Genomic DNA, 22,704 nt, shown 5'->3' with positions numbered 1-22,704 from the left:
TTCACTGTCAACAGTCAACAGTGAACTCGAATTTACTATTCCGATGCTAACGGATTTGATATAATTGGTAATTTGTAATATCGTTCTTGAGACTCGTGCAAGATGTGAGATATTACCCCATTGCCGCTTCCCAATTTCCAATTACAAATTGCTAATTTATTGCCCCAAATTTGAATTCCTACCAGTTAAATTCGGTCGCACTGGAATTTCAATCAAAAACTCCGCTCCCTCTCCCGGTGTCGAAATACAGCTCAATCTGCCACCGTGCCGATCGACTATAATCGAGTGAGAAATCGACAATCCCAAACCCGTACCCTTGCCCACAGGTTTAGTCGTGAAAAACGGGTCAAACAGCCTCGATCGCACTGACTCCGGTATCCCCCCCCCGTTGTCCGCAATAGATACCGCTACGAAGCCCGCAGCCGCCTGATAACTGCGAATAGCGATCGTGCTGGGATGTCGAGCGCACTCCTCGATCGAACGCTGCTTGTCCCGTTCTTCCAAAGCATCGATCGCATTAATTAAAATATTCATAAATACCTGATTCAACTCACCAGGAAAACATTCAATTTGTGGCAATAGTTGGTAATCTTTAACTATCAGAATTTCTCCGGGACTGCTGTGAGATTTTAACCGATTTTGCAAAATCATCAAAGTGCTATCAATTCCCTCGTGAATGTTGACCGACTTCCCTGCGGACTCGTCCAATCGGGAAAAATTACGCAACGATTTCACAATCTCGACAATTCGCTCGGTTCCTACTTGCATCGAATTAAACAATTTCGGGAAATCCTCAACAATATAATCCAAGTCTATTTCATCAATTTTATCCAAGACTGGGGCTGGAGGATTAGGACAGTAATGCTGGTAAACTTTAATCAATTCCAGCAAATCAAAAGTGTAATTGCGAGCCGGACTGAGATTGCCGTGAATAAAGCTAACGGGGTTATTAATTTCGTGAGCAACACCAGCAACTAACTGACCCAAACTCACCATTTTTTCATTTTGAACGAGCTGAGCTTGAGTGGTTCTGAGTTTGTTAATAGCTGCTTCTAACTCTAGCGCTTTTGAACGTTCTCGCGCTTCCGATTCCTGCAAAGCTGACTCGGCTTGTTTGCGATCGGCAATTTCACTTTGTGCTTGCTCAAACAGCATTGATTGCTGGATCGCGATCGCCAACTGCACGCTAATTTGTTTGAGACACTCGACCTCAATTTCCCGCCAGTGGCGGGGGCCCGCGCACTCGTGGGCAATCAATAGCCCCCACAACTTCTCGCCTTGCAAAATCGGCACTACCAAATTAGCTCGCACCTGAAATTGACTTAATAAATTAATGTAGCACTTGGAAAGACCAGCTTTGTAAATATCATCTACAGGTACAGCGCGACCGTGTTCGTAAGCAGAAGCATAGCTGTATTCAAAGCAGGGATCGTTAATAGTTAGTCCCTGAATCGATCGCCACTTTTCGCCCACCGACTCGACAGTTACAAAACCGCTCCTATCGGGATTAAAGCGATAAATTATTGTCCTGTCTGTTTGCAAAAATTGCCGTACTTCAGCAACAGCTTTTGTCAAGATTTCTTTTAAATTGAGAGAAGAGCGAATGCGTTCCAGCATCTTTACCACCAAGCGTTCTCGCTTTAATTGCTGGCGCAAGATAGCCTCGGCAAGTTTGCGAGAGCTAATATCTTCAATCACACCAATTACATAGCTAGGTTCCCCAAACCCATCCCGCACTAAAGATACAGTCATATTAGTCCAAACAAATGAACTGTCTTTGCGAATAAAGCGTTTCTCAATGGAATAATTAAAAATTTCCCCAGCTAACAGTCGGTCGCGCGACTCGACATCTGCTGCTACATCTTGGGGGTGAGAAATATCCCCAACATTACGCGATTTTAGCTCCAATTCTGAGTATCCCACAATATTGCAAAAGCCTTGATTTGCCTTCAAAAATTGACCGTCAGGCCACACTTTAACAATGCCTATCGCCGCTTGTTCAAATACAGCTCGAAATCGCTGTTCGCTTTCTTGCAAAGCAGTTTCGGCTTTTTTGCGATGGGTAATGTCCATTGCCGTGCCAAACATCCGCACCACCTGACCCAACTCATTTTTAACAGATTGTCCTTTAGCATTAACGTGCCTAATTTCTCCTGATGGAAAACAGATGCGGTGGTCGATGTCGTAAGCTATGCCTTCAGTCACTGCCTTTCGCACAACTTCTGTAAACCTTTCTTTGTCATCGGGATGAATTTGCTCTAAAAGTTCTTCCATTGTCGGCGGTCGCTTTAATTCTCGACCGTAAACTCGAAACAGTTCTTCCGACCAAGTAATAACTCCTGCCTCCCTATCGAATTCCCAATTGCCGATGCGGGCTATTTTTTGCGCTGCTTGCAACTGTTCGGCAAGTAGTTGCAGAGATGCGATCAACTGCGTTTTTTCGGCTTCTGCTGCAACGCGGGCGCTGATATCTTTGTGAGTGCCTGTCATCCGCAACGGCGCACCCCATTCGTCGTACTCGACTACCTTGCCCATAGCCAGAATCCACTGCCAATTGCCCGCTTTGTTGAGCATCCGAAATTCAAATTCATAGATATCAGTCTCACCTTCAAAATAGGAATTTAAAGCTTCCATTACCTTCCGTCGGTCTTCGGGATGCAGCAAACTTTCCCAACCTTTGAGGTTGTTTTCAATTTCGGTTTCTACGTAGCCAAGCATTGATTTCCAATGAAAGTCGAAATAAGTTTCGCCAGTAGCTATATTCCAATCCCACAGCCCCAAAGAGCTGCCTGAAACCGCCAACTGCAATCGCTCTTGACTGAGTTTTAATGCCGATTCGGTGCGTTTTATTTCTGTGAGGTCGGCAATTATGGCTATCATTCCTATCGGTTGACTAGCGCTATCTTTAATGCAGTTAGCTCGCAAAAAAGTTTCTATAATATCGCCATTTTGACTCTTAATTTCAATTTCAGATTCCCAGGAAAAACCTTTTCGCAGCACCCTAAATAATTTTCTCAAATCTTGAGATTTGGGGTACATTACTGCTGGGCCGCCGGCATTATTTAGTTCCTCAACTGTATAGCCGTAGCGCTGAATAAATGCTTGATTGTGATAAACGGAATAACCATCCAAATCTGCGATCGCGATCGCATCACTAGCGCTGTCTACAGCTTGAGTTACCAGGCACAGAGTCATTTCGGCTTGTTTGCGATCGGTAATGTCAAAAATCGCTCTGTCGAGCCACAAAACCAGCCCTTCTAGATTGTAAGTTGGCCTACCTCTTTCCGACATCCACCGCACCGCCCCGTCATCGCGGACAATCCGGTATTCTAGATTGTACGGCTGTTTCGACTCTACTGCTGCGCTGATTTGTCGATCGACCATTTCCTTGTCTGCCTCGTGGACAATGGTCGCAAAACTCAAGGGGTTGTTGCCAATAAAATCCCCTGCAGGATAGCCACTAATTACCTCAATTTCATCGCTAATAAATACCATCGTCCACTCAGCATCGTACAAACTGCGACAGATAGCGCCGGGGATATTCTCAACGAGCGATCGAAACCTGGCTTCGCTCTCCCGCAAAGCTGCTTCTGCCTGTTTTAAATCAGTAATATCCAGCACCATTCCTTCCCAAACTATATCCCCTTCCGGCCCTATTTCAGTCGGACAATCAACTCGTTCCGGTTTCGACGAAACCCCTTGCATCCACTTAAGTTTTCCAGACGGTACAATCGCGCGCCATTCCTGCTGCCAGGGCTGCATATTTGCCGCAGAAACAGCAAGAGATTCTTCAAATTTTTGACGGTCATCGGGATGAAGAAAACTAAAAAGTAGTTGGGGATTATGCTGAATCTTTTCTGGTGTCAATTCAAATAAATCGCTACTGCCAGAAGAAATGTAAGGAAAACTTTTTTTGCCGTCGGTTGAGAGGCGAAATTGATAAATTATTCCCGGCAAATTGGCAGCAAGCTGCCGCAGTCTAGCCTCGCTTTCTTGCTGCGCTAATTGTTGGCACCTCTCCTGAGTGATATCTCGAATTATCCCGACAAGAATTTTACTGCCCTCGCTATTTTCAAATACAGTTTTTTTAGTAGACAAAATGTGATTTGCACCGCTGCCGTCCGTAAATATTTCCTCGCTCTCGTTTTCTTCCCCCGTCCTAAACACTTGTTCGTCATTCTGCCAAAAAATCTCAGCTTCTTGTTTTGGGAAAAAGTCGTAATCCGACTTGCCCAGCAGTTCCTCGCGCTGCTTGCCGAGCAGCTTGCAAAAAGCATCATTTAACAGTATCCAGCGGTGCTGTTCGTTCTTGACAAAAATGGGGTCAGCCAGTGCATCTATCGTATAATTCAAAAACTTTTTACTAGCTTCCAGTTCGGAGAGTGCTAAAATTTTATCAGTAATATCGTGGATAGTTCCTGTCGTCCCCTGTGCTTCGCCGTCCCCGCCAAACATCAAAAATTCTTGCACTTCCACCCAGCGAATTTCGCCATTTTTGGTAAGATATCGAAGTTGATAGCAGCAGGATGTTTCTTGATTTTTTCTCCGGGAGCATCTCATATTTGCAAAAACACTTCTTTCTTCTTCCTTCTGACTCTTTTCTCCTGGCTCCTGACTCCTGACTCCTAATTCCAATTTCGAGCTTTGCTGCAAAAGTGAGATGCTCCCTTTTCTCCGACCTCTAAACGAATTTAAATATTGGTATTGATCGTCAGAATGAATGTAACTCAAACAGGAAGTTCCTAAGCTTTCATCAACGGTAAATCCGGTAATTTCTGTCCAAGCTGGATTGAGAAAAGTCCAATTGCCCGCAGTATTTGTTTCAAAAACTACTTCTTTGATATTGTCAACAACCTGCTGGTATTTTTCTTGACTTTTTTGCCATTCTGCTTGCCGTTTCTGGCGGGCGATCGCGCACCTAAGCGTCCGCACCAGCAGCCGGCTGTCTACCTGTCTCTTCACCAAATAATCTTGGGCGCCGGCGGCAATTAACTCGACAGCCAGTTCTTCGTCATCTGCGGCTGTCAGAATGACGATCGGAATATTTATACCGCAATCTTGCAGTCGGAAAAAAGTATTAAATTTTCGGCTGTCAGGAAGTGAAAGATCTAATAAAATTACATCAAAAATTTTATCGCTTAAAATTTCTATCGCTTCCCGGAGGCGGACTACATTGGTGACATCAATTGATAGTCCTAGTTGGCCCTCAGACAGCAGTTCTTGAATGAGTTCTGCATCTTCTGCACAGTCTTCTACTAAAAGAATTTTTAAACCAGGCGTTAAAGTTGACTCAAACACAGAGGTCATACCATTTTATATTTTAGATTTGAGATGGGAGATTGGGAATGACTGATGACTATCGCTGTTTGGTTCTTGCGTAGAGTGGCATTTTTTTTACTGCTATCCTTTTGCTATTTTTTAGTAATTATAAAAAAATCTCAGCAGCGGATGCAGCTACCTAGCTGATGATTGGGGAACTTGAACCGCACCCTTGAGAGTGCGCTGTGTGCTTGCAGACCGCGCAGATTTATTTGTAGAATTGAGTTGTTCGCTGCAAGTTTTCCGCCTCGCCCCAAACCTAGTCGCCCAAAACTCTCATTTTCTTACCAATATTGCAACTCAACTCTATTTTAATTTACAACCTTTGGCAGGGGAATAGCAAGAGGCAAGTCAAAAGAGCGCGGAGTAATCAGGATTTGCATTGCTGATAGCCTGTGAAACTTGAGATTATAAATTGCCGTTTAAAGCTTGCCTAAAGTTGCATTATTTTTCCAAAATGGTATTACTACGAAGCTACGAGAATTACCGTTGATTTACAAAATGCGTTCGCTCGATTGTGTCTCGTAAATTGCCCGCAATTAGCGCCTGTTTGTATTGAGCAATGCAAGTCCTCTCTCGATCGAGGAACCAAGACTTGCATTCCTTGCTACAAACCTAATTACCAACTTAATTACGGTTGTCTAACCGGACACAATTTAACTCGGTTGAGTCGCTCAATTTTTCTGAGGTTTGGGCAGCACAACTGTAAACACGCTGCCTTGACCGACATTGCTGCTAATAGCAATCTCACCGTTAAAAGGTTTTAAAAGTTCAATACAAGTATAAAGTCCTAGACCTGTTCCTGTCGGTTCCCCTTCGGTTTTTTCCTCGCCTTTAGGTGGTTTGGAGGTGTAAAAAGGGTCAAAAATTTTTGACAAATCTTCAGATGATATGCCGCAGCCCGTATCTGCAATATCCATGTATATGTTCGAGTCGTCTTGCCGAGTCACGATAGTTATTTCTCGGCTTTTCTTTTCCCACATAGCATCCATTGCATTATTGATTAAATTATAAAATACTTGAGAAAGATAGGAATAAATTAATGGAATGCTGGTAATTTCTTCGTCATAAAAGTATTTTTTTCTAATTTTATTTTTAAAATACAGGTTGCCTTCCAATAGCTGAATTTCTCTCTGCACTAAATCGTTGATATTCACCGGGTGCAAATCTTGCTTTTGCTCGTTTCGGCTTTTCATCATCAGAGTATCCATGATCTGATTGATTTTTGTGACTGCTTGAAAAATATACTTGGTATAATTAAACAGAGAATCTTCTTGAATTTGTGTGGCTTTTGTTTCAATCAAATCGACGCTAGTCTGGATCACTTGCAGCGGACTTTTGAGATTGTGAACCATGCCCTGAGTCAAACGTCCGATGATGGCTGTTTTTTCCTGGTTTATTAATTGCTTGGTTTTTTGTTCAACAAGTTTTTCCAGGTTTTGGTTGAGGTGGGCCAGTTCGAGGTTTTTTTCTTCGAGTTTTTTTTGCAAGCTGCGGATTGTCAAGTGGGTTTGAATCCGGCTCAAAACTTCTTCGTGTTGGAAAGGCTTAGTGATGTAATCAACGGCTCCTGTCTGAAAGCCTTTTACTTTATCAGGGGTATCGGAAAGGGCGCTCATGAATATGATGGGAATATCTTGCGTTGACGGGTCTGCTTTCAAACGTCGGCAAGTTTCAAAACCGTCAATTCCTGGCATCATGATATCCAAAAGAATCAAGTCTGGATGGATGTAGTCAATTTGCTCGATCGCACTTTCGCCGTCTAGAGCCACTAATACTTTAAACCCGTAATTCCTTAACAACTCGAAAAGTACGTCAAGATTTGTTTGGTTGTCATCGACAATTTGTATGATGCTTCTTTCGGAATTCTTATCGTTCATATTCAAGGGAAATATTCAAATTTTTTAGTTTTGATTTGTGGTTTGTGAGTTTAAATGGGATTCAAGTGATTTTCTGCGGCTCTAGAAATCCGGTTGCTTCATAGATGCCTTTATTTGCAATCACTTTTTTCTTTTGTGGGCGGGATCTCCTGCCCACCCCACCAGAAATTCAGTCTCTGTGGAACAGGCCGGAAAGTCGGTTGCTGACAATGGTGCAAGATCTGAGATTTAACTGATTTTGAGTTGTCTGTTAGCTACCGTCAATTTTAGGACAAATGTTGCTTCAAAAAATCTCGAATTTGCTTGAGCTGAAATCCTTTAGCAAGTTGGCGCAGGTGATGAACGAAAGGCACTAATGTCGGGTCAGAATGTTCGAGTTTAGCAGTTTCTTCCAGAATAGCTTCAATATCGCCCATTGCAGCCAATCTTAACAACGCCAAGACTGACTCTGACGCCGGAGACACCATCGTTGAGTCAGCAGCAGCAATCTCAGAAGATGCTTTTGCAGTTTGATCTGTCCGCTTTTTGGTTTGCGCTCGTTCTTCGTAAACCCATTCTAGTCTCAAATGCAGGCGCAATAATTCTAAAAGCTCGTTAGTTTGAATCGGCTTGGTGAGAAAATTATCGCAACCTGCAAGTATGCTCTGTTGCCTGCTAGTCTCGTAAACGTTAGCGGACAAAGCAAGGATAACCGTATCTTTTAATTCCGGCAACTGTCGCAGCCGCCTGGTAGCTTCCCAACCGTCCATTACGGGCATCAGCAAATCCATTAAAATTAGATCCGGTAGAAATTCCTGTGCTTTGTGCAAGCCGTCTTCGCCGTCTGTAGCTTCTGCAATTTCAAAGCCTAAATGAACAAGCAGCCTGTGCAACATGGCGCGATTTACTTCGTGATCGTCCACGATTAGCACTTTCCGCTGGGGGCCGGTAAAACCAACAAGCCGCCTTTTTTCTTGCCGGGAGGGGTGTTCAGAACACTGGGCGACTGCGGGCAAGTCTAGATCCAACCAAAATATGCTGCCTTTGCCGGAGGTACTTTGGACGCGAATTTGGCTGCCCATCATTTTGGCTAATTTTTGGCTGATGGAAAGTCCCAGGCCGGTACCTTCGACGAAATTGTTCTGATCGCCCACTTGATGAAAAGGCAAAAATATTTCTTCTAATTTATTCTGCCCGATGCCAATGCCGGTATCTTCGATTTGAAAGCGAATTTTAGGCGTAGGGGCACGATCGCCGATATTTTCTGCTGTTATCACCTCGGGCGCTTCTGTTGTTTCCAGCGGCGGGTTCGACATTGGCTGCGCGTCTAAATTCACGGTCAAATTTATCGTTTGAGTGGCAATTTCCGCTGTCAAACTAGAATTTTCGCAGTTGGTTTGAGGATAATTATCGGGGAAATTTTCTGCATAACCGACTTTGAATGTAACGCTGCCGCGGTTCGTAAACTTAACGGCATTGCTGAGCAAATTAATCAAAACTTGACGCAACCTTTTTTCGTCGGCCAAAATGCCATCGGGAAGCGCTGAAACCTGTTCGTAATTAAAGGCAATTCCTTTTTGAGCCGAGCGCATCTGGAACAAATCAATAATACTTTTAACAAAACTGGAAAAATGCACATTTGTCAGTGACAAGTCCATTTTACTCGCTTCGATTTTTGAGAGGTCTAAAACATCATTAATCAGCATCAGCAGGTGGTTGCCGCACTGGTGAATGTTGTTAAGACTTTCCTGCTGATCTGCGGTCAAATTTTTATCGACTTTGAGCAGTTGAATGTATCCCAAAATCCCGTTCAAAGGCGTCCGCAATTCGTGGCTCATGTTGGCGAGAAAGTCGCTTTTAGCGCGGTTGGCGGATTCGGCGGCTTCTTTAGCTAATTGCAGGGCGGCTTCTGCAAGTTTGCGATCGGCAATTTCGGTTTGTGCTTGTTCAAATAGCGTCGATTGCTGAATGGCGATCGCCAACTGCACCCCCAATTGTTTTAGGCACTCTCCCTCCAATTGTTGCCAGGGACGCGGGCCCGTGCAGTGGTGGGCAATTAACAGCCCCCACAAGTTTTCGCCTTGCAAAATCGGCACTACCAGATTCGCTCTCACATCGAGCCGAGTCAACAAAGCCAAGTGGCACTCGGCCAGACCGGCATTGTAAACATCTTCTATGGCTCTAATTCTGCCGTCTTGGTAAAGATGAACGTAGGCTGCCCCAAAACAGGGGTCATAAATTTCCGTTCCTACAATTGGTCGGAAATTTTCGGCAACCGACTCTACAGCGATAAACCCGCTCCAATCGGGATTAAATTGGTAAATAACTGTGCGATCTACTTGCAAAAAATGTCGCACTTCTTCGACACTTTTGGTAAGAATTTCTGCTAAATTTAGAGAAGACCTAATGCGTTCCAGCATAGCTACTGCCAACTGTTCGCGCTTTAAATTTTGGCGCAAAATTACTTCAGATTCTTTGCGTTTTGTGATGTCGGTAATTACTGCAATTAAGCCGATGTAATTCCCATTAATATCTTGAATACTGTCCGCTCGCACCAGAGCAGTTACTGCTTCGCAGCTCTTAGTTTGCAGTGAAAGTTCGCCACACCAAGAGCGACCTTGGCGAAGGCTTTTATAGATTTGTTTGTAATTTTTAGGCCGGACATAAAGCGCGGCCTTATCGCCAAGATCATTGAGTTCTTCCACCGTGTAGCCGTAGCGCTGAATGAAGGCTTGATTGTGGTAAATAGACCGCCCATTCAAGTCGGCGATCGCGATGGCGTCGCTGGTACTTTCGACGGCTTGAGTGACCTGCCGTAAAGCTAATTCTGCTGCTTTGCGATCGCTGATATCCGTCATCGAACCCACCATCCGCATAGGGTTTCCGGCTTCGTCCCACACTGCTTGAGCGCGGGCGAGCACCCACTTATAGCTACCGTCTTTGCACTGCAAGCGGTATTCGGCGGCGTAATGGGGGGTTTGCCGATCGAGATAACCTTGGATCGCTGCTTGCACTCGTGAGCGATCGTCTGGATGGATGCGCTCGATCCATGCGGTGTTGCGGCTGTCGATTTCGCCGTCTGTGTAACCGATAATTTCTTGCCAGCGGGCCGATCGAAAAGCTTCATTTGTTTGAAGATTCAGATCCCAAATTCCGTCTTGATTGCCTTTGAGAACTAACTGCCAGCGTTCTTCACTTTTACGCAATTCTTCTTCGGCTTGTTTGCGCTGAATATGATCGCCCAACTGAGTCGCTACAGCCTTGACCAACTCTACTATACGCGGTTCCATAATCGAGCGATCGCGCTTGCAGAATACTAAAACTGCCAGCACCTTTGAACTAGCGTGAATTGGCACTCCGAAACAAGCTTTCAATCCGACTGATTTCGCCATTTGCGATCGGGCAAAAAGATGATTTTTGGCTAGAGAAATATCTTCAATCCATTCTACATTTCTGGTTGACCAAATCCGTCCAGGTACTGCCACTCCGGCGGCGAATCTAATTTTTTTACTTTGGCGGCCGAACCTATCTAAATCGCGATCGCTAGCGTACCAAGTTTCGCTGTGTTCCAAAAAAGTACCGTTAGCAGTCGGTATCCAAGCTTCCGCAAAATCCCAGCCGATCGCATTGCACAGCAACCGCAGAATCTCTGGGAGGGCGCTGTGAAAATCAGCCGACTGACTAATGGCTTGAGTTGCTGCCAGCAACAGCTTTATTTCATCTTCTGCTTGCTTGCTTTCTGTAATATCAGTTGCCGTGCCGAGAATTTGTTTTAACTTACCGTCTGCTGTTTTCGCAAATACAGTATCTCGGCTAACCATCCAGCGCCAAGAACCATCCTTGTGCCTAATTCTGTATTCAATTTCAAAGATATCCCCTTCGCTGCCTGTTTCGACTTGCTGTAAATAATCAGGCATTTTGATTGAATTTTCGGGGTGGATTAAAGTTGACATCATCCACGGCCCCATTGCCTGAATCTCCTCTACTGTATAGCCAAGAATGTGGTAGATAGAAGCATTTGCATAGATATTTTTTTTTTCAATTAAGTCACAAACATACAAAATATTAGGACTGGCCCCAGCAATTTGTTGAATGAATCGCTGGCTCTCTCGCAGTGCTGCTTGTGTTTTTTTTCTTTGGGAAATATCGCGAACAATGCAAATAATTTCTCCGTCGGGCAGCATTGTCAGCGAGACATCTATAGGGACTTCCGAGCGGTCGCGACGGCATCCTACTGCTTCGGTGCTGTAAGAACCTTTCTTCACTAAAGTCGGCAGGACTTCTTGCTCGAACCTTTGCAGTTCTGCACCTTGATAGAAGATTTTCCAACTTTTACCTAAGATTTCTTCGAGAGAGTCGTAACCGTAGATTTTTAGTCGTGCTGCGTTGCAATAAATCACCTCTTGGTCGGCACTGAATATGGCGATACCTTCGGAAGCTTGGGCCATTGCCGCTGCTTGCCTGTGGAGTTTTGACTCAAAACGTTTGCGATTGGTGATGTCGCGGACGATCGCGATAATTTCGTCCTCTGTGCAGAAGACAATTCTCGCTTCAAAATCGTACAGTTCACCCTTAACTGGCATTTGATATTCTACGACTTGAATCTCGCCAGTGTCGATCGCTTGTTGATGACCCGACAAGATTGTGTCAGCAAAAGCAGCCGGTAATATGTCTTGTGCTTTTTTGCCGATTAGTGATTTTTGTGGTAGGATATTCTCGAAATCTTTAGCCGGTTTGAAGTCTACAAAAGTGCCGTCTGCCCGACAGCGAAATATCATGTCTGGTATCGCATTTAAAAGAGCGCGGTTGGTGGCTGCGCTCTTACGCAATTCAGCTTCAGCTTGCTTGCTAAATGTAACGTCGCGAGCCACTGCATAAATCAAACCTTCTTCTGCAAACGGCGATGCTGTCCACGACAGCCATTTATAAGTACCATCTTGGCAAAGATAGCGGTTTTCTAAGCTAATAACGGGGTGGCTTTTTTTAAGTTTTTCTAATTCCGCTACAGTAATTTCTCGGTCTTGTGGATGGACGAATTCTATCAAAGGTTTGGCTAAGATTTCATCACTGCTATAACCCAATACATTTGACCAAGCGGGGTTTAAGCGTTTGAAATAGCCATCAAAACCTGCAATGCAAAGTAAATCCAGCGAGAGATTAAAAAATCGATCGCGGTCTTGCTGGGTTTGTTTCAATTCGGTAACATCCATCACCAAACCGTCCCAAACTATATCGCCGTTGGCTTGCTTTTCTGGCTTCGACGCGCCTTGCAGCCATTTCACTCGATCTCCCATAACTTGCCGCCACTGGTGTTGCCAAGCTTGCTGAGTCGCCGCTGAAGTTGCCATCGATAGCTGCAAGTCTGAGATGTCGTCTGGGTGAACTGTTGCAAAAGCCAAAGCGGCATTTTCTTCTATTTGTTCTGGCTTTAAATTGTATATCTGCCAACTGCCGGAAGAAACGTAAGTAAAAGATGTTTTACCATCTACATAAAGCCGATATTGATAGATCATTCCCGGCACGTTGTCGGTCATTATTTGAAATCGAGCTTCGCTTTCCTGCAACGCTATCTGCTGGCGTTTGTATTCGGTCACATCTCGCATTGTGCCGACCAACATTTGACGACCATCGGCGTTGTTAAAAACTGTTCTTTTTGTAGATATAATGCGTTCTTTGCCGCAGCCATCTGTAAAATTTTCTTCTGTTTCCTGAGAAAGACTTCTTTGCAATACTTCCTCGTCTTGTTGCCAAAAAAAAGCCGCTTGTGCTGGGGGCAAAAAATCGTATCCTGACTTGCCAATCAGTTCCGATCGCCTTTTTCCTATCAAATTGCAAAAAGCATCGTTTAATACGATCCATTTGTGCTGATCATCTTTGACAAAAATCGGGTCAGGAGTAGAATTAATCGTGTGATTTAAAAACTCTTCTGATGCTTTTAATTGAGCTTCGTAACGGTAGCGATCGCTCACATCCAAGACTACTTTAATCAGGTGGTCGATCGAGCCGTCCACGGCGCGAATACAGCGCAGGGAAACTCTAGTATAAACTGTTTTTCCGTCTTTTCGGCGCCACCTTTGGTCTAAAACATAGCCTTCGCTCTCCCCTGCAAAAATTTTTTTTAACTGCTCTAAACTCGCCTGCAAGTCTTCAGGAAAAACCCACCTCTGGCAATTCTCGTGCAAAAAATCTTGGCGCTCGTATCCCAGCAAATCACACAAAGCATCGTTTACTTCCAACCACTCGCATTTTTCGGGTGCTGAGGGGTAACTCCCAGGAGCAAGAATGGCAATTCCGACTAGAGAATTCTCGACTACCGAGCGATATTTTTCTTCGCTTTTTCGCAAAGCTTCTTGGTTGTGCTGTCGCTCGACTGCGTAGCGAAGCGATCTAATCAACACTTCGCTGTCAATTTTTCGCTTGACTAGATAATCTTGAGCTCCGGCTTGGATTGACTGCACGGCAAGTTCTTCATCGTTGCGGCCCGTCAGTACGACAATCGGAGTATTTAGGCTATATTCTTGTATTTTGACAATTGTATTTAAGTCTTGGCTGTCGGGCAGCGAAAGGTCTAGTAAAATCACATCAAAATGTTCGCAGACCAAAAGTTGTTGCGCTTTGCTGAGACGGTCTGTACAGCTTACTGAAAGCCTTTGAGGCTCGGCTCGGCTGATATTTGTTTCTAATAATAATTCTTCGATAAGATCGGCTTCGGCTTGATTGTCTTCGACGAGAAGAACTTTAAAGCCGTTTCGCTTTGCGCCTGGGCTCAAAACTGATATCATATACCTTGTTTTTTGTCATAAGGCAGTGTAGCAAACTATTATAGCATATAAATAATTGCCTCGCCCCAAATCCCGCCACTCCCAGTTAAAAACTCTGTGGTTCAACAATTACAATCCACTCTATGCGACTGTTTTTTTGCTCTAAGTAGATCCACGCAATCAGAGGCAAAAATTTTACGGTTTTTAGGCTCTCGGTTTCAGGAGGAAACTAAGCTGCTTGGTGTTGTGTTTTTTTGGGCTAGCGCCCCGGTCAGTCAATTTTAGATTTGAGATTTTAGATTTGAGATTTTAGATTGATTCCACAGATGAATCGGGAAGGTCGAACCTTAGTCTAAAATTTTTGCCGACTCACGACTCCTGTCGGAAAGTAAGTATCCGTTTTTGCGCGGGGTCAGCCGATCGCGCGATCGAACCCCACCCTTTGTTGCCCTTGGATTCCGCTACCAACACAATCCGAGCCATATCCCCACACCAATGAGCGCTCCACGCCCAAAAAGCGGTGGGAACTATCTTCGCTATCCATATTTTTACCACTTTTTTTATAATACCTTACATAAACTCATTACTGCGATTTGTTTACTTTTTGCAATCTAATAAAATATCTCCAGAGGCCTTGCTATTTAGCAAAAAAGTGATAATGTTGAAATAGAGGCAATCGAAAAATCGGTTGATACAGCCTAGAAAAAAAATTGAGAATTTTTGTAACCAAATTAAAATTCCCAATAAACTGTCTTTTGTTTACTGTACTTTGACCGAAACTTTGACCGAAATGAGCTGAAGTTGAGAGGAAAAAAGCAATGCTCGACAATTTAGCAATTGAACAAAAACCCGGTTTAATTCCCAAAGAAAAAGCCTTAGTATTGTTGTTTGATGAAGTCGGCATCGCCGACATCCCATTAGTAGGCGGTAAAAATGCTTCTTTGGGCGAAATGATTCAACAGTTAACCGCCCAAGGAGTCAGAGTTCCCAACGGATTTGCAACTACAGCACACGCTTACCGATACTTCATCCAGTCAGCGGGTTTAGAAGCTAAATTGCGCGAAATTTTTGCCGATTTAGACGTAGAAGATCTGCAGAACCTGCGACAAAAAGGCAAGCAAGCGCGGGCACTGATTCTCGACACACCCTTTCCGCGAGAACTCCAAGCGGCGATCGCGGATGCTTACGAAAAATTGTGCGATCGCTATGGCGACAGTACAGACGTAGCAGTGCGTTCCTCCGCCACCGCCGAAGACTTACCAGACGCCAGTTTCGCCGGACAGCAAGAAACCTACCTCAACGTCCAAGCTTGCGCTGGTGTCCTCGAATGCTGTCACAAATGCTTTGCTTCCATATTCACAGATCGCGCGATTTCCTACCGCCAACAGCGGGGTTTCGACCACTTTGAAGTCGCCCTATCAGTCGGCGTCCAAAAAATGGTGCGATCGGACTTAGCATCCTCCGGCGTCATGTTCAGCATCGACACCGAAACCGGATTCAAAAACGCCGTATTAGTCACAGCCGCCTACGGATTAGGCGAAAACGTCGTCCAAGGAACCGTCAACCCCGACGAATACTTCGTCTTTAAACCAACCTTAAAACAAGGTTTTCGCCCAATTTTAGAGAAACGACTCGGCAGCAAAACACTCAAAATGGTGTACGATATCGGCGGTTCTAAATACACCAAAAACGTCTCCGTGATCGCCGCCGAAAAAAATAAATTTGCCATCCAAGATGATGAAATTCTGCAACTAGCAAAATGGGCCGTAGTCATCGAAGAACACTACTCTAAAGTGCGCGGGACTTATACCCCGATGGACATTGAGTGGGCAAAAGACGGCAATACGGGCGAATTGTTTATTGTCCAAGCGCGACCCGAAACAGTACAATCTCAAAAGTCTGCTAAAGTTTTGCGAAACTACAAATTGCAAGGCAGCAGTGCAGTTTTAGCAAAAGGACGCGCCGTTGGCGAATCAATCGGACAAGGCAAAGCCCGCGTGATTTTAGACGTTCACAGAATTGCTGAATTTCAATCAGGAGAAGTTTTAGTTACGAACAAAACCGACCCGGATTGGGAACCGATTATGAAAAAAGCAAGTGCGATCGTCACCAATTCCGGCGGCCGCACTTGTCACGCCGCCATCATCGCCAGAGAAATGGGAATTCCCGCCATTGTCGGCACCGGCGATGCCACCCAACTCTTGAAAAACGGGCAAGAAATCACTGTTTCTTGTTCGGAAGGAGATGAAGGCAAAGTTTATTCCGGTTTGCTTCCTTTTGAAATTCAAGAAACTGCGATCGAGAATTTACCCCGCACCCGCACTCAAATTTTAATGAATGTCGGGAACCCAGAAGAAGCCTTTGGTTTATCAGCCATTCCTTGCGACGGCGTAGGCTTAGCGCGGTTGGAATTCATCATTGCCAATCACATTAAAGCACACCCCCTGGCACTGATTCACTTTGACGAATTGGTAGATGAATCAGTCAAAGAAGAAATTGCCAACCTGACAGCACTTTACCAACACAAACCCGATTTCTTCACCGACAAACTAGCCCACGGAATTGCCACAATTGCCGCCGCATTTTATCCAAATCCAGTTATCGTGCGGATGAGCGATTTCAAGAGCAACGAATATGCTAATCTTTTGGGAGGGCGGCAGTTTGAACCCAAGGAAGAAAACCCGATGATCGGGTGGCGCGGCGCCTCTCGGTATTACGACCCAAATTACCGCGAAGCTTACGCTTTGGAATGCAAAGCATTGAAGCGAGTTCGCGACGAAATGGGCTTGACAAATGTGATTCCGATGATTCCATTTTGCCGCACCCCAGAGGAAGGCCGAAAAGTGTTAGCCGAGATGGCAAAACACGGTTTAGTTAAGGGCGAGAACGGCTTGCAAGTGTATGTGATGTGCGAATTGCCGAGCAATGTCATATTTGCTGACGAATTTGCCCAAGTTTTTGACGGATTCTCGATCGGCTCTAACGATTTAACTCAGCTAACATTAGGATTAGACCGGGATTCTGCTTTAGTCGCACACATTTTTGACGAACGGAATGAAGCTGTCAAGCGAATGGTAGCAATTGCCATTAAAGCCGCCAAGAAGTACGATCGCAAGATTGGGATTTGCGGCCAAGCGCCCAGCGATTATCCTGAGTTTGCTCGTTTCTTGGTTGAGTTGGGAATTGATTCGATTAGTTTGAATCCCGATTCGGTTTTGAAGACTTTGTTAGATGTTGCTAAGGTGGAGGGTGCGGGTTCGTTGATGGATTTAGCGGGGGATGTTGCTAAGGTTTAACCGTTTTGGTTTTTGAAAGCAACCGGGTTTCTCCAACAATAGCTGCCCCATGTTCTGACTTGGTTGTTTTTGAACTCTACGCGGTTTCTCATATCTAGTCCTGTAAAATAACCGCTCTTGCGTTTGTAGTGATGAATCCAAGTCCTCTGCTTTTTATCAGGACTTGCATTCGTCACTACAAACCTATTTGATTGCTGGTAATTGACCTGACATAATATCACATCATATCTGCGTTTCTGGCTTTGTTTAACCCTGGCGCGGCGCGCGATCATCGCCCTCCTCACCCGCCAGCTAACGCTTAACACAGGGGCGGCCTAGTTTGAGACTCGATCGGGAACTTTTCTTATTTAAAACCGTCTTCTTGGGGAGGATTTTTTGTTGCCGATGGCCTAAATCAAAAAACATATTCTCCACATAATCTCTGAAAATGTGCTAACTGCTCTCCTGATTATTTTCATAGGTTTAGCTCCCTCGCTGCTGTCTTTGTGGGTGATGCGCTCTGCCCAGAGCCAAGCCCGCGACAGAATTGCAGCGGCCAGACTTGCGGTAGCCAATAGATCCCTGCGAACTCAACTAGCAACTGCCGATCGCACTTACATACAAAGCCTCGGTTATTCGATCGGCGATATCACTTGCGAGTATAATGCCCGCTCTAATTACATTCGCTGCGCTGTCAATCCTTCTGGGCCCTGTCAAGGTTGTCGGTACTACCAAGCCAGAACTCTTGACGCTCGTGGTGAAAGGATATAGCTTATATTGGTGCTTGTATCTACGTCTATTTGCGGATGTAGTAATCAATGAGTTAGTATGTACTTACGTGTAATGATTATTGGTGAAGCTTGTTTGGGACGATCCACGCCCAAACTCAGCAATTAAAACCTAATCGAGCATTATTGCTTGGTTACAGTTGCCATAACAGGGGAATTGCGTTCGGTGTTTTTCTAGTTGAGGACTTACGATCATAAACGAAGTTTAGATGATGAATTTTGGTTGGATGGCGAGAAATCTAGGCATAAATTGGGTTTCTAGTCTCCTGGGCGTAACTCCTGCAGTTAAGAAAATTAGCCAACAAAAATCGTAAGTAGCACAGGAGCAAATCTCCAAATCCGTTTCTCCAAAACATCATGAAAAATTCTGCACGAAACATTGTCCCGAGCATTTATCTTAAACAGAAACCAGCTCGAAGACTCGCTCGTTGACAGTTTGGGAAGTTGCTTGTGGGAGGCACTAATCTGTTTTTGCGATCGTAGCGAAACAGTCTCAAACCTAGATTGCTATCTCCCGACTCCAAGTCAGGAATTTTTAAGACGCTTCGTCGATACAGGGTATGCCGATTTCAATTGAATCTCATATGTTGCACCATTTTCAAGAATAGGCTTTCTGCCCTGTTCCACAACAAGTGCATTTTCTTATGGGCTGGGCAGGAGAGTCCGCCCATAGAAGGATTATTGAGAATGGTAAAAGATATCAGTTGAATGACACTTCGGGCACGGCCGACATAATTATGTGACGGCTATCACTCCCTAATTAATGTCTAGTTGCTATTGTGAATAGGGCTTGCACACCCAAACCAAAGAAACCGAGTTTTTTACCGGGAGCGAAGGCTGCAACCAAGTCTTTTGGTTCATCAAACCCGGTTTATGCGTCCAGAGATAGTGAATTTTATCGGGAAATTAAAGTGCATTAGACGATCTACAGAAAACCTCATCAAGTAAATTTTTGAGAACTCGTGTTATTATCTACTGCGCGATGTAAGAGACAGGCGTGTAACAGATACACTCGCTAACAGAAAAGAAAAAAGCCGAAGGCAAAATATCACCCGATAGACAGGTTCTTGGGATTTAAACCCCCAATTATCAGCGCTTCTGCCGGCGATTTTGCAATGCTATCAAATATCAATATAGCACTGCTTTGTGCTGAGTAAAATTCGCTTTTTGCTCTTGATCCAAGTCAAGCTGCAGAGCCTCTTACTCTGCAATTAAACATTCTCAATAGGTGATAATTATCATCTTGAAGTGGGTACATCATCTACAATCCGTGAGCCAATTTGACCATGCAAAGCATCTGCAACAAACCAATTTTTATCACTCCAAAAATATGTGACTCCACCGCAAGGATTGCGGGCGAAAACTCCCGAACAACAGCAACTTATCATCAGAAAAAACCCATAAAACAAGTCAAAACAAAGGAGTGTTTCCTGTCCCCGAAACTCCGTGGCGGCACGAGAATTGGGCATCCCCACAGAGAATTTTTGCGATCGACTGTAGGGGCAAACCCCCCGTGGTTGCCTTCTCGGACTATAAAAAATGTGCTTTTCCTCGATGCCAGAGTAGAGAACTGGGACAGCTTGGCAAGAGGAGCAACAGCCGATACAGAGGTATTTGTACTGGACTCGACACGGGATGGAGTCGAGCAAATTACTAGAATTCTGGCGGTTTGCAGCGATTTAGATAGCCTTCAGATAGTTTCTCACGGTCGAGAAGGGGGCGTGCAGCTAGGATCGATCGAACTCTGCAACGACAACTTAGAAACCTACAGCCATTTGTTACAGCAGTGGGGAAAAGCCCTCAGCGAGAGAGGAGATATCTTGTTATTCGGGTGCAGCGTCTCCGCGGGGGAAAGCGGCGAGGCCTTCGTGCGGCGGCTGAGCTTGATCGTCGGTGCAGATATTGCAGCTTCCGACAACTTGACGGGGAGTGCGGCACTCGGCGGCGACTGGGAATTAAAATTTGCGACTGGGGAAATAAAGGCGAGAATCGCCATTGAAAAAGAAGTGCTCGAAGCCTACCCTTACGCCCTCGGCATATTAGTTAACGAAACTTTCAAAAACTCCACAGTTAGGGGGCCGTGGATTTACGGGGGAAACGACGGGGCACTGTTCAATCCGAGCAGCGGGACTCCAGCAGCCAATCAACTTATCCCCGGCATTACGGGAGGCACAGTATCCGGCGTACTTCCGGGTTTGGGCGGTTCGAGTCCCGGCGATGGTGCTCTGCGATTAACTCCTGCAGTAAACCTTCGGGAAGCCTTTGTCATCTACAACAACCCTATTCCTTCCACGGACGGTCTCAGAGTTCAGTTTGATTTTTATTCTTACGGTTCAAGCGGGCAATTTGAGGCTCCGCAACCCAATATTGGCCCTCAGCCAGGGGACGGGCTGGGTTTCTTCTTGATTGACGGCACTGTTAGCCCAACAAGGACTGGGGGTTATGGCGGTTCTGTGGCTTACGCTCCACGAACGGGTATACCCGGTATTCAGGGAGGTTATTTAGGCATTGGGTTTGATGAGTTTGGCAATTTTTCAACGTCTACAGAAGGGCGCTCTGGCCCTGAGCCGCCTGCGATTCCGGGTTCTTCTATTGGTTCTTTCAGGCCAGATTCAGTAACTGTTAGAGGAAATCAAGCAAACGGTTATCAGTTTTTAACAAATGCGATCGTTCCTTTCGGCATCGATAACATTCCTACGAGCATTGACTTTAGTGGGCCTGTTGCCGGCCGGAGTTTTAATTTCAGCAATACGTTCACGAGCGATCGCAATTTAGCCAAAAGATCCGTTCAAATTACGCTCAATCCATCTAACGATCCGGTGAATCCCTCTCGCCTCACGGTTGCCTTCGATGAAAATTTCGATGACATCTACGAAACTATATTGATCGACATCCCCAACTTGGCAACCGAAAACGGTCGGGTACCGCCAATTTTCAAATTTGGTTTTGGCAGTTCCACAGGAGCCGCCAACAACATTCACGAACTTCAAAACCTGGTAGTTGAAACTATCAATCCTCCCAGTATCACCGCTGAGGTTGCCACTATCAAGACTGGCCCGCAGTTCGTCAAGCCCGGAAGCAGCATTACCTACACGATTACTACTGTAAACAGGGGGCCAGCGCCTGCTACAAATGTCCTGATTCAAGACGAAATACCTTTTGAACTGCTGGGTCCGGGGGGATTGGCGCCGGTTCTCACTGCCTCCAACAACGGCACTTACGTGAACCAAACGAAGGCAGTCACCTGGCCGTTAATTCCGGTTCTCAATGCGGGTGAGACTCTGACTTACACCCTGACAATTAATCTGCCGTCAGGTTTAACCAGCGGTAGCAGTTTTGCGAACGTTGCATTCAGCACTAGCTCGACTTTCGACCCCGACCTCAGCAACAACAGCGGTATACTCGCGCCCGGTCAAATCGAGGGGCCGGGTGTAGTCTATACCACAGTTGTCGGTACAGTGGCGGATTTAGTTACTACCAAAAGTGGCCCTGTGACTACTTCGGCCGGGTCAAGCGTCGCCTACACATTGACTACGACTAACATGGGGCCAGACCCCGCTGCCGATGTGACTATCACCGACAGCATTATTCCGGGTTTAACAGGAGTCAGCCTATCGGATGGGGGGAGTTACGACTCTGTTTCGGGCATTGTCACCTTCCCAGCACTGACGGTGCTGGCCAATGCGGCTACTGCGACCCACACCGTCAGTTTCATCGCCCCAGCCACCCGTACCGACATCAGCAACACGGCCCGGAGCAGCTCGGCGACTTTCGATCCGATCGCCACTAACAACAACGGCTCGACAACCAACAAAGAGGGCACTCCCACTAACTCTACGGTTACGACAAGTATTGCGCCCAACGCGGATCTGGCAACGACTAAAACCGGATCTACGAGTGCTACGGCGGGTAGTTCGGTCAGCTATACGATCGCTACAGTCAATTTAGGGCCGAGTCCTGCAGAAGCTGTAACCATCACTGACAGCATAGTTCCGGGGTTAACGGGAGTCACGGCATCTAACGGTGGCGTTTACGATCCACGCTCCGGCATTGTCACCTTCGCGCCCGTGGCAATAGCCAACGCGGAGACAGTCACGCGGACGATCGGCTTCACAGTACCGCCCACCCTAACTTCCATCAGCAACACGGCAAGAAGTACCTCCATCACTCCCGACTCCACTCCGGCCAACAACAACGGTACAAACCCCAACGCCACCGTCACTACCTCGATCGATGGTGTGGCCGATGTTGTCACGCAAAAAACGGCTCCGGCCACCATCAAGGTGGGTGACACGCTACTTTATACAATCACTACTACCAACAACGGGCCGAGTCCCGCGACCAACGTAGTCATCACCGACAGCCTGATTCCCGGCTTAACTAATGTCAGCGTGTCCGATGGCGGAACCTACAATGCTGCCACAGGGGCGATCGAGTTCCCAGCGATCGAGAGTTTAGCCAGCGGCAGCAGCGTCACCCGCACCCTGATTTTTGTACCGCCGCCGACTCTGACGAGTATCACGAATATTGTGTTGAGTCGATCGGACACTTTTGACCCGGACTTGACGAATAACGACGGCTCGACAGTGGCAGTGCCTGGTGAGGCGGGGGGGCGAGTCGTTACTTCGATCGATGGTGTGGCCGATGTTGTCACGCAAAAAACGGCTCCGGCCACCATCAAGGTGGGTGACACGCTACTTTA

The 22,704-nt window shown here is 45.9% G+C and carries 8 protein-coding genes; 4 read left to right on the top strand and 4 right to left on the bottom strand.

Annotated elements, in window-relative coordinates:
- Positions 1-156 precede the first annotated feature (156 nt).
- Entirely contained in the window at positions 157-5,307 is a 5,151-nt protein-coding gene (locus QUB06_RS25855; protein ID WP_333437717.1) for a PAS domain S-box protein, read from the bottom strand.
- 199 nt (positions 5,308-5,506) lie between these two features.
- On the opposite strand from QUB06_RS25855, the gene QUB06_RS25850 reads away from it, so the two are divergent.
- Entirely contained in the window at positions 5,507-5,659 is a 153-nt protein-coding gene (locus tag QUB06_RS25850; protein WP_333437716.1) for a hypothetical protein, read from the top strand.
- A 334-nt stretch (positions 5,660-5,993) separates the two neighbouring features.
- Here the strand turns inward: QUB06_RS25850 and QUB06_RS25845 are convergent, their stop codons facing one another.
- From QUB06_RS25845 to QUB06_RS25835, 3 genes are all read right to left on the bottom strand, one after another.
- Entirely contained in the window at positions 5,994-7,199 is a 1,206-nt protein-coding gene (locus QUB06_RS25845) for a hybrid sensor histidine kinase/response regulator (protein WP_333437715.1), read from the bottom strand.
- A 266-nt stretch (positions 7,200-7,465) separates the two neighbouring features.
- Positions 7,466-13,960, bottom strand: a complete 6,495-nt coding sequence (locus QUB06_RS25840) for a PAS domain S-box protein (protein WP_333437714.1) — start codon at positions 13,958-13,960, stop codon at positions 7,466-7,468.
- 391 nt (positions 13,961-14,351) lie between these two features.
- Positions 14,352-14,483, bottom strand: coding sequence for a hypothetical protein (locus tag QUB06_RS25835; RefSeq protein WP_333290107.1), 132 nt, complete (start codon positions 14,481-14,483; stop codon positions 14,352-14,354).
- Between the two features lie 274 nt (positions 14,484-14,757).
- On the opposite strand from QUB06_RS25835, the gene ppsA reads away from it, so the two are divergent.
- From ppsA to QUB06_RS25820, 3 genes are all read left to right on the top strand, one after another.
- The gene (ppsA, locus tag QUB06_RS25830; RefSeq protein WP_333437713.1) at positions 14,758-17,235 is read left to right on the top strand and encodes a phosphoenolpyruvate synthase; all 2,478 of its coding nucleotides are present in this window, start codon (positions 14,758-14,760) and stop codon (positions 17,233-17,235) included.
- A 429-nt stretch (positions 17,236-17,664) separates the two neighbouring features.
- A complete protein-coding gene (locus QUB06_RS25825; protein ID WP_333437712.1) occupies positions 17,665-17,985 on the top strand; it encodes a DUF6464 family protein in 321 nt (106 codons plus the stop codon).
- 1,303 nt (positions 17,986-19,288) lie between these two features.
- Positions 19,289-22,704 (top strand): DUF4347 domain-containing protein (locus QUB06_RS25820; RefSeq protein ID WP_333437711.1); only part of this gene is annotated, 3,416 nt, incomplete at its 3' end.

It is taken from the genome of Microcoleus sp. D2_18a_D3 (genome assembly GCF_036702455.1).
In the GTDB taxonomy this organism is placed as follows: Bacteria; Cyanobacteriota; Cyanobacteriia; order Cyanobacteriales; family Microcoleaceae; genus Microcoleus.
The sequence above is the reverse complement of the archived record's forward strand: the minus strand, read 5'-3'. Positions and strand labels throughout refer to the sequence as shown.

What these genes read in the sequence shown, in the direction of transcription:
- QUB06_RS25855 (WP_333437717.1), bottom strand. Translation starts at nt 5,307, where the DNA reads ATGACCTCTGTGTTTGAGTCAACTTTAACGCCTGGTTTAAAAATTCTT.
- QUB06_RS25845 (WP_333437715.1), bottom strand. Translation starts at nt 7,199, where the DNA reads ATGAACGATAAGAATTCCGAAAGAAGCATCATACAAATTGTCGATGAC.
- QUB06_RS25840 (WP_333437714.1), bottom strand. Translation starts at nt 13,960, where the DNA reads ATGATATCAGTTTTGAGCCCAGGCGCAAAGCGAAACGGCTTTAAAGTT.
- QUB06_RS25835 (WP_333290107.1), bottom strand. Translation starts at nt 14,483, where the DNA reads ATGGATAGCGAAGATAGTTCCCACCGCTTTTTGGGCGTGGAGCGCTCA.
- ppsA (WP_333437713.1), top strand. Translation starts at nt 14,758, where the DNA reads ATGCTCGACAATTTAGCAATTGAACAAAAACCCGGTTTAATTCCCAAA.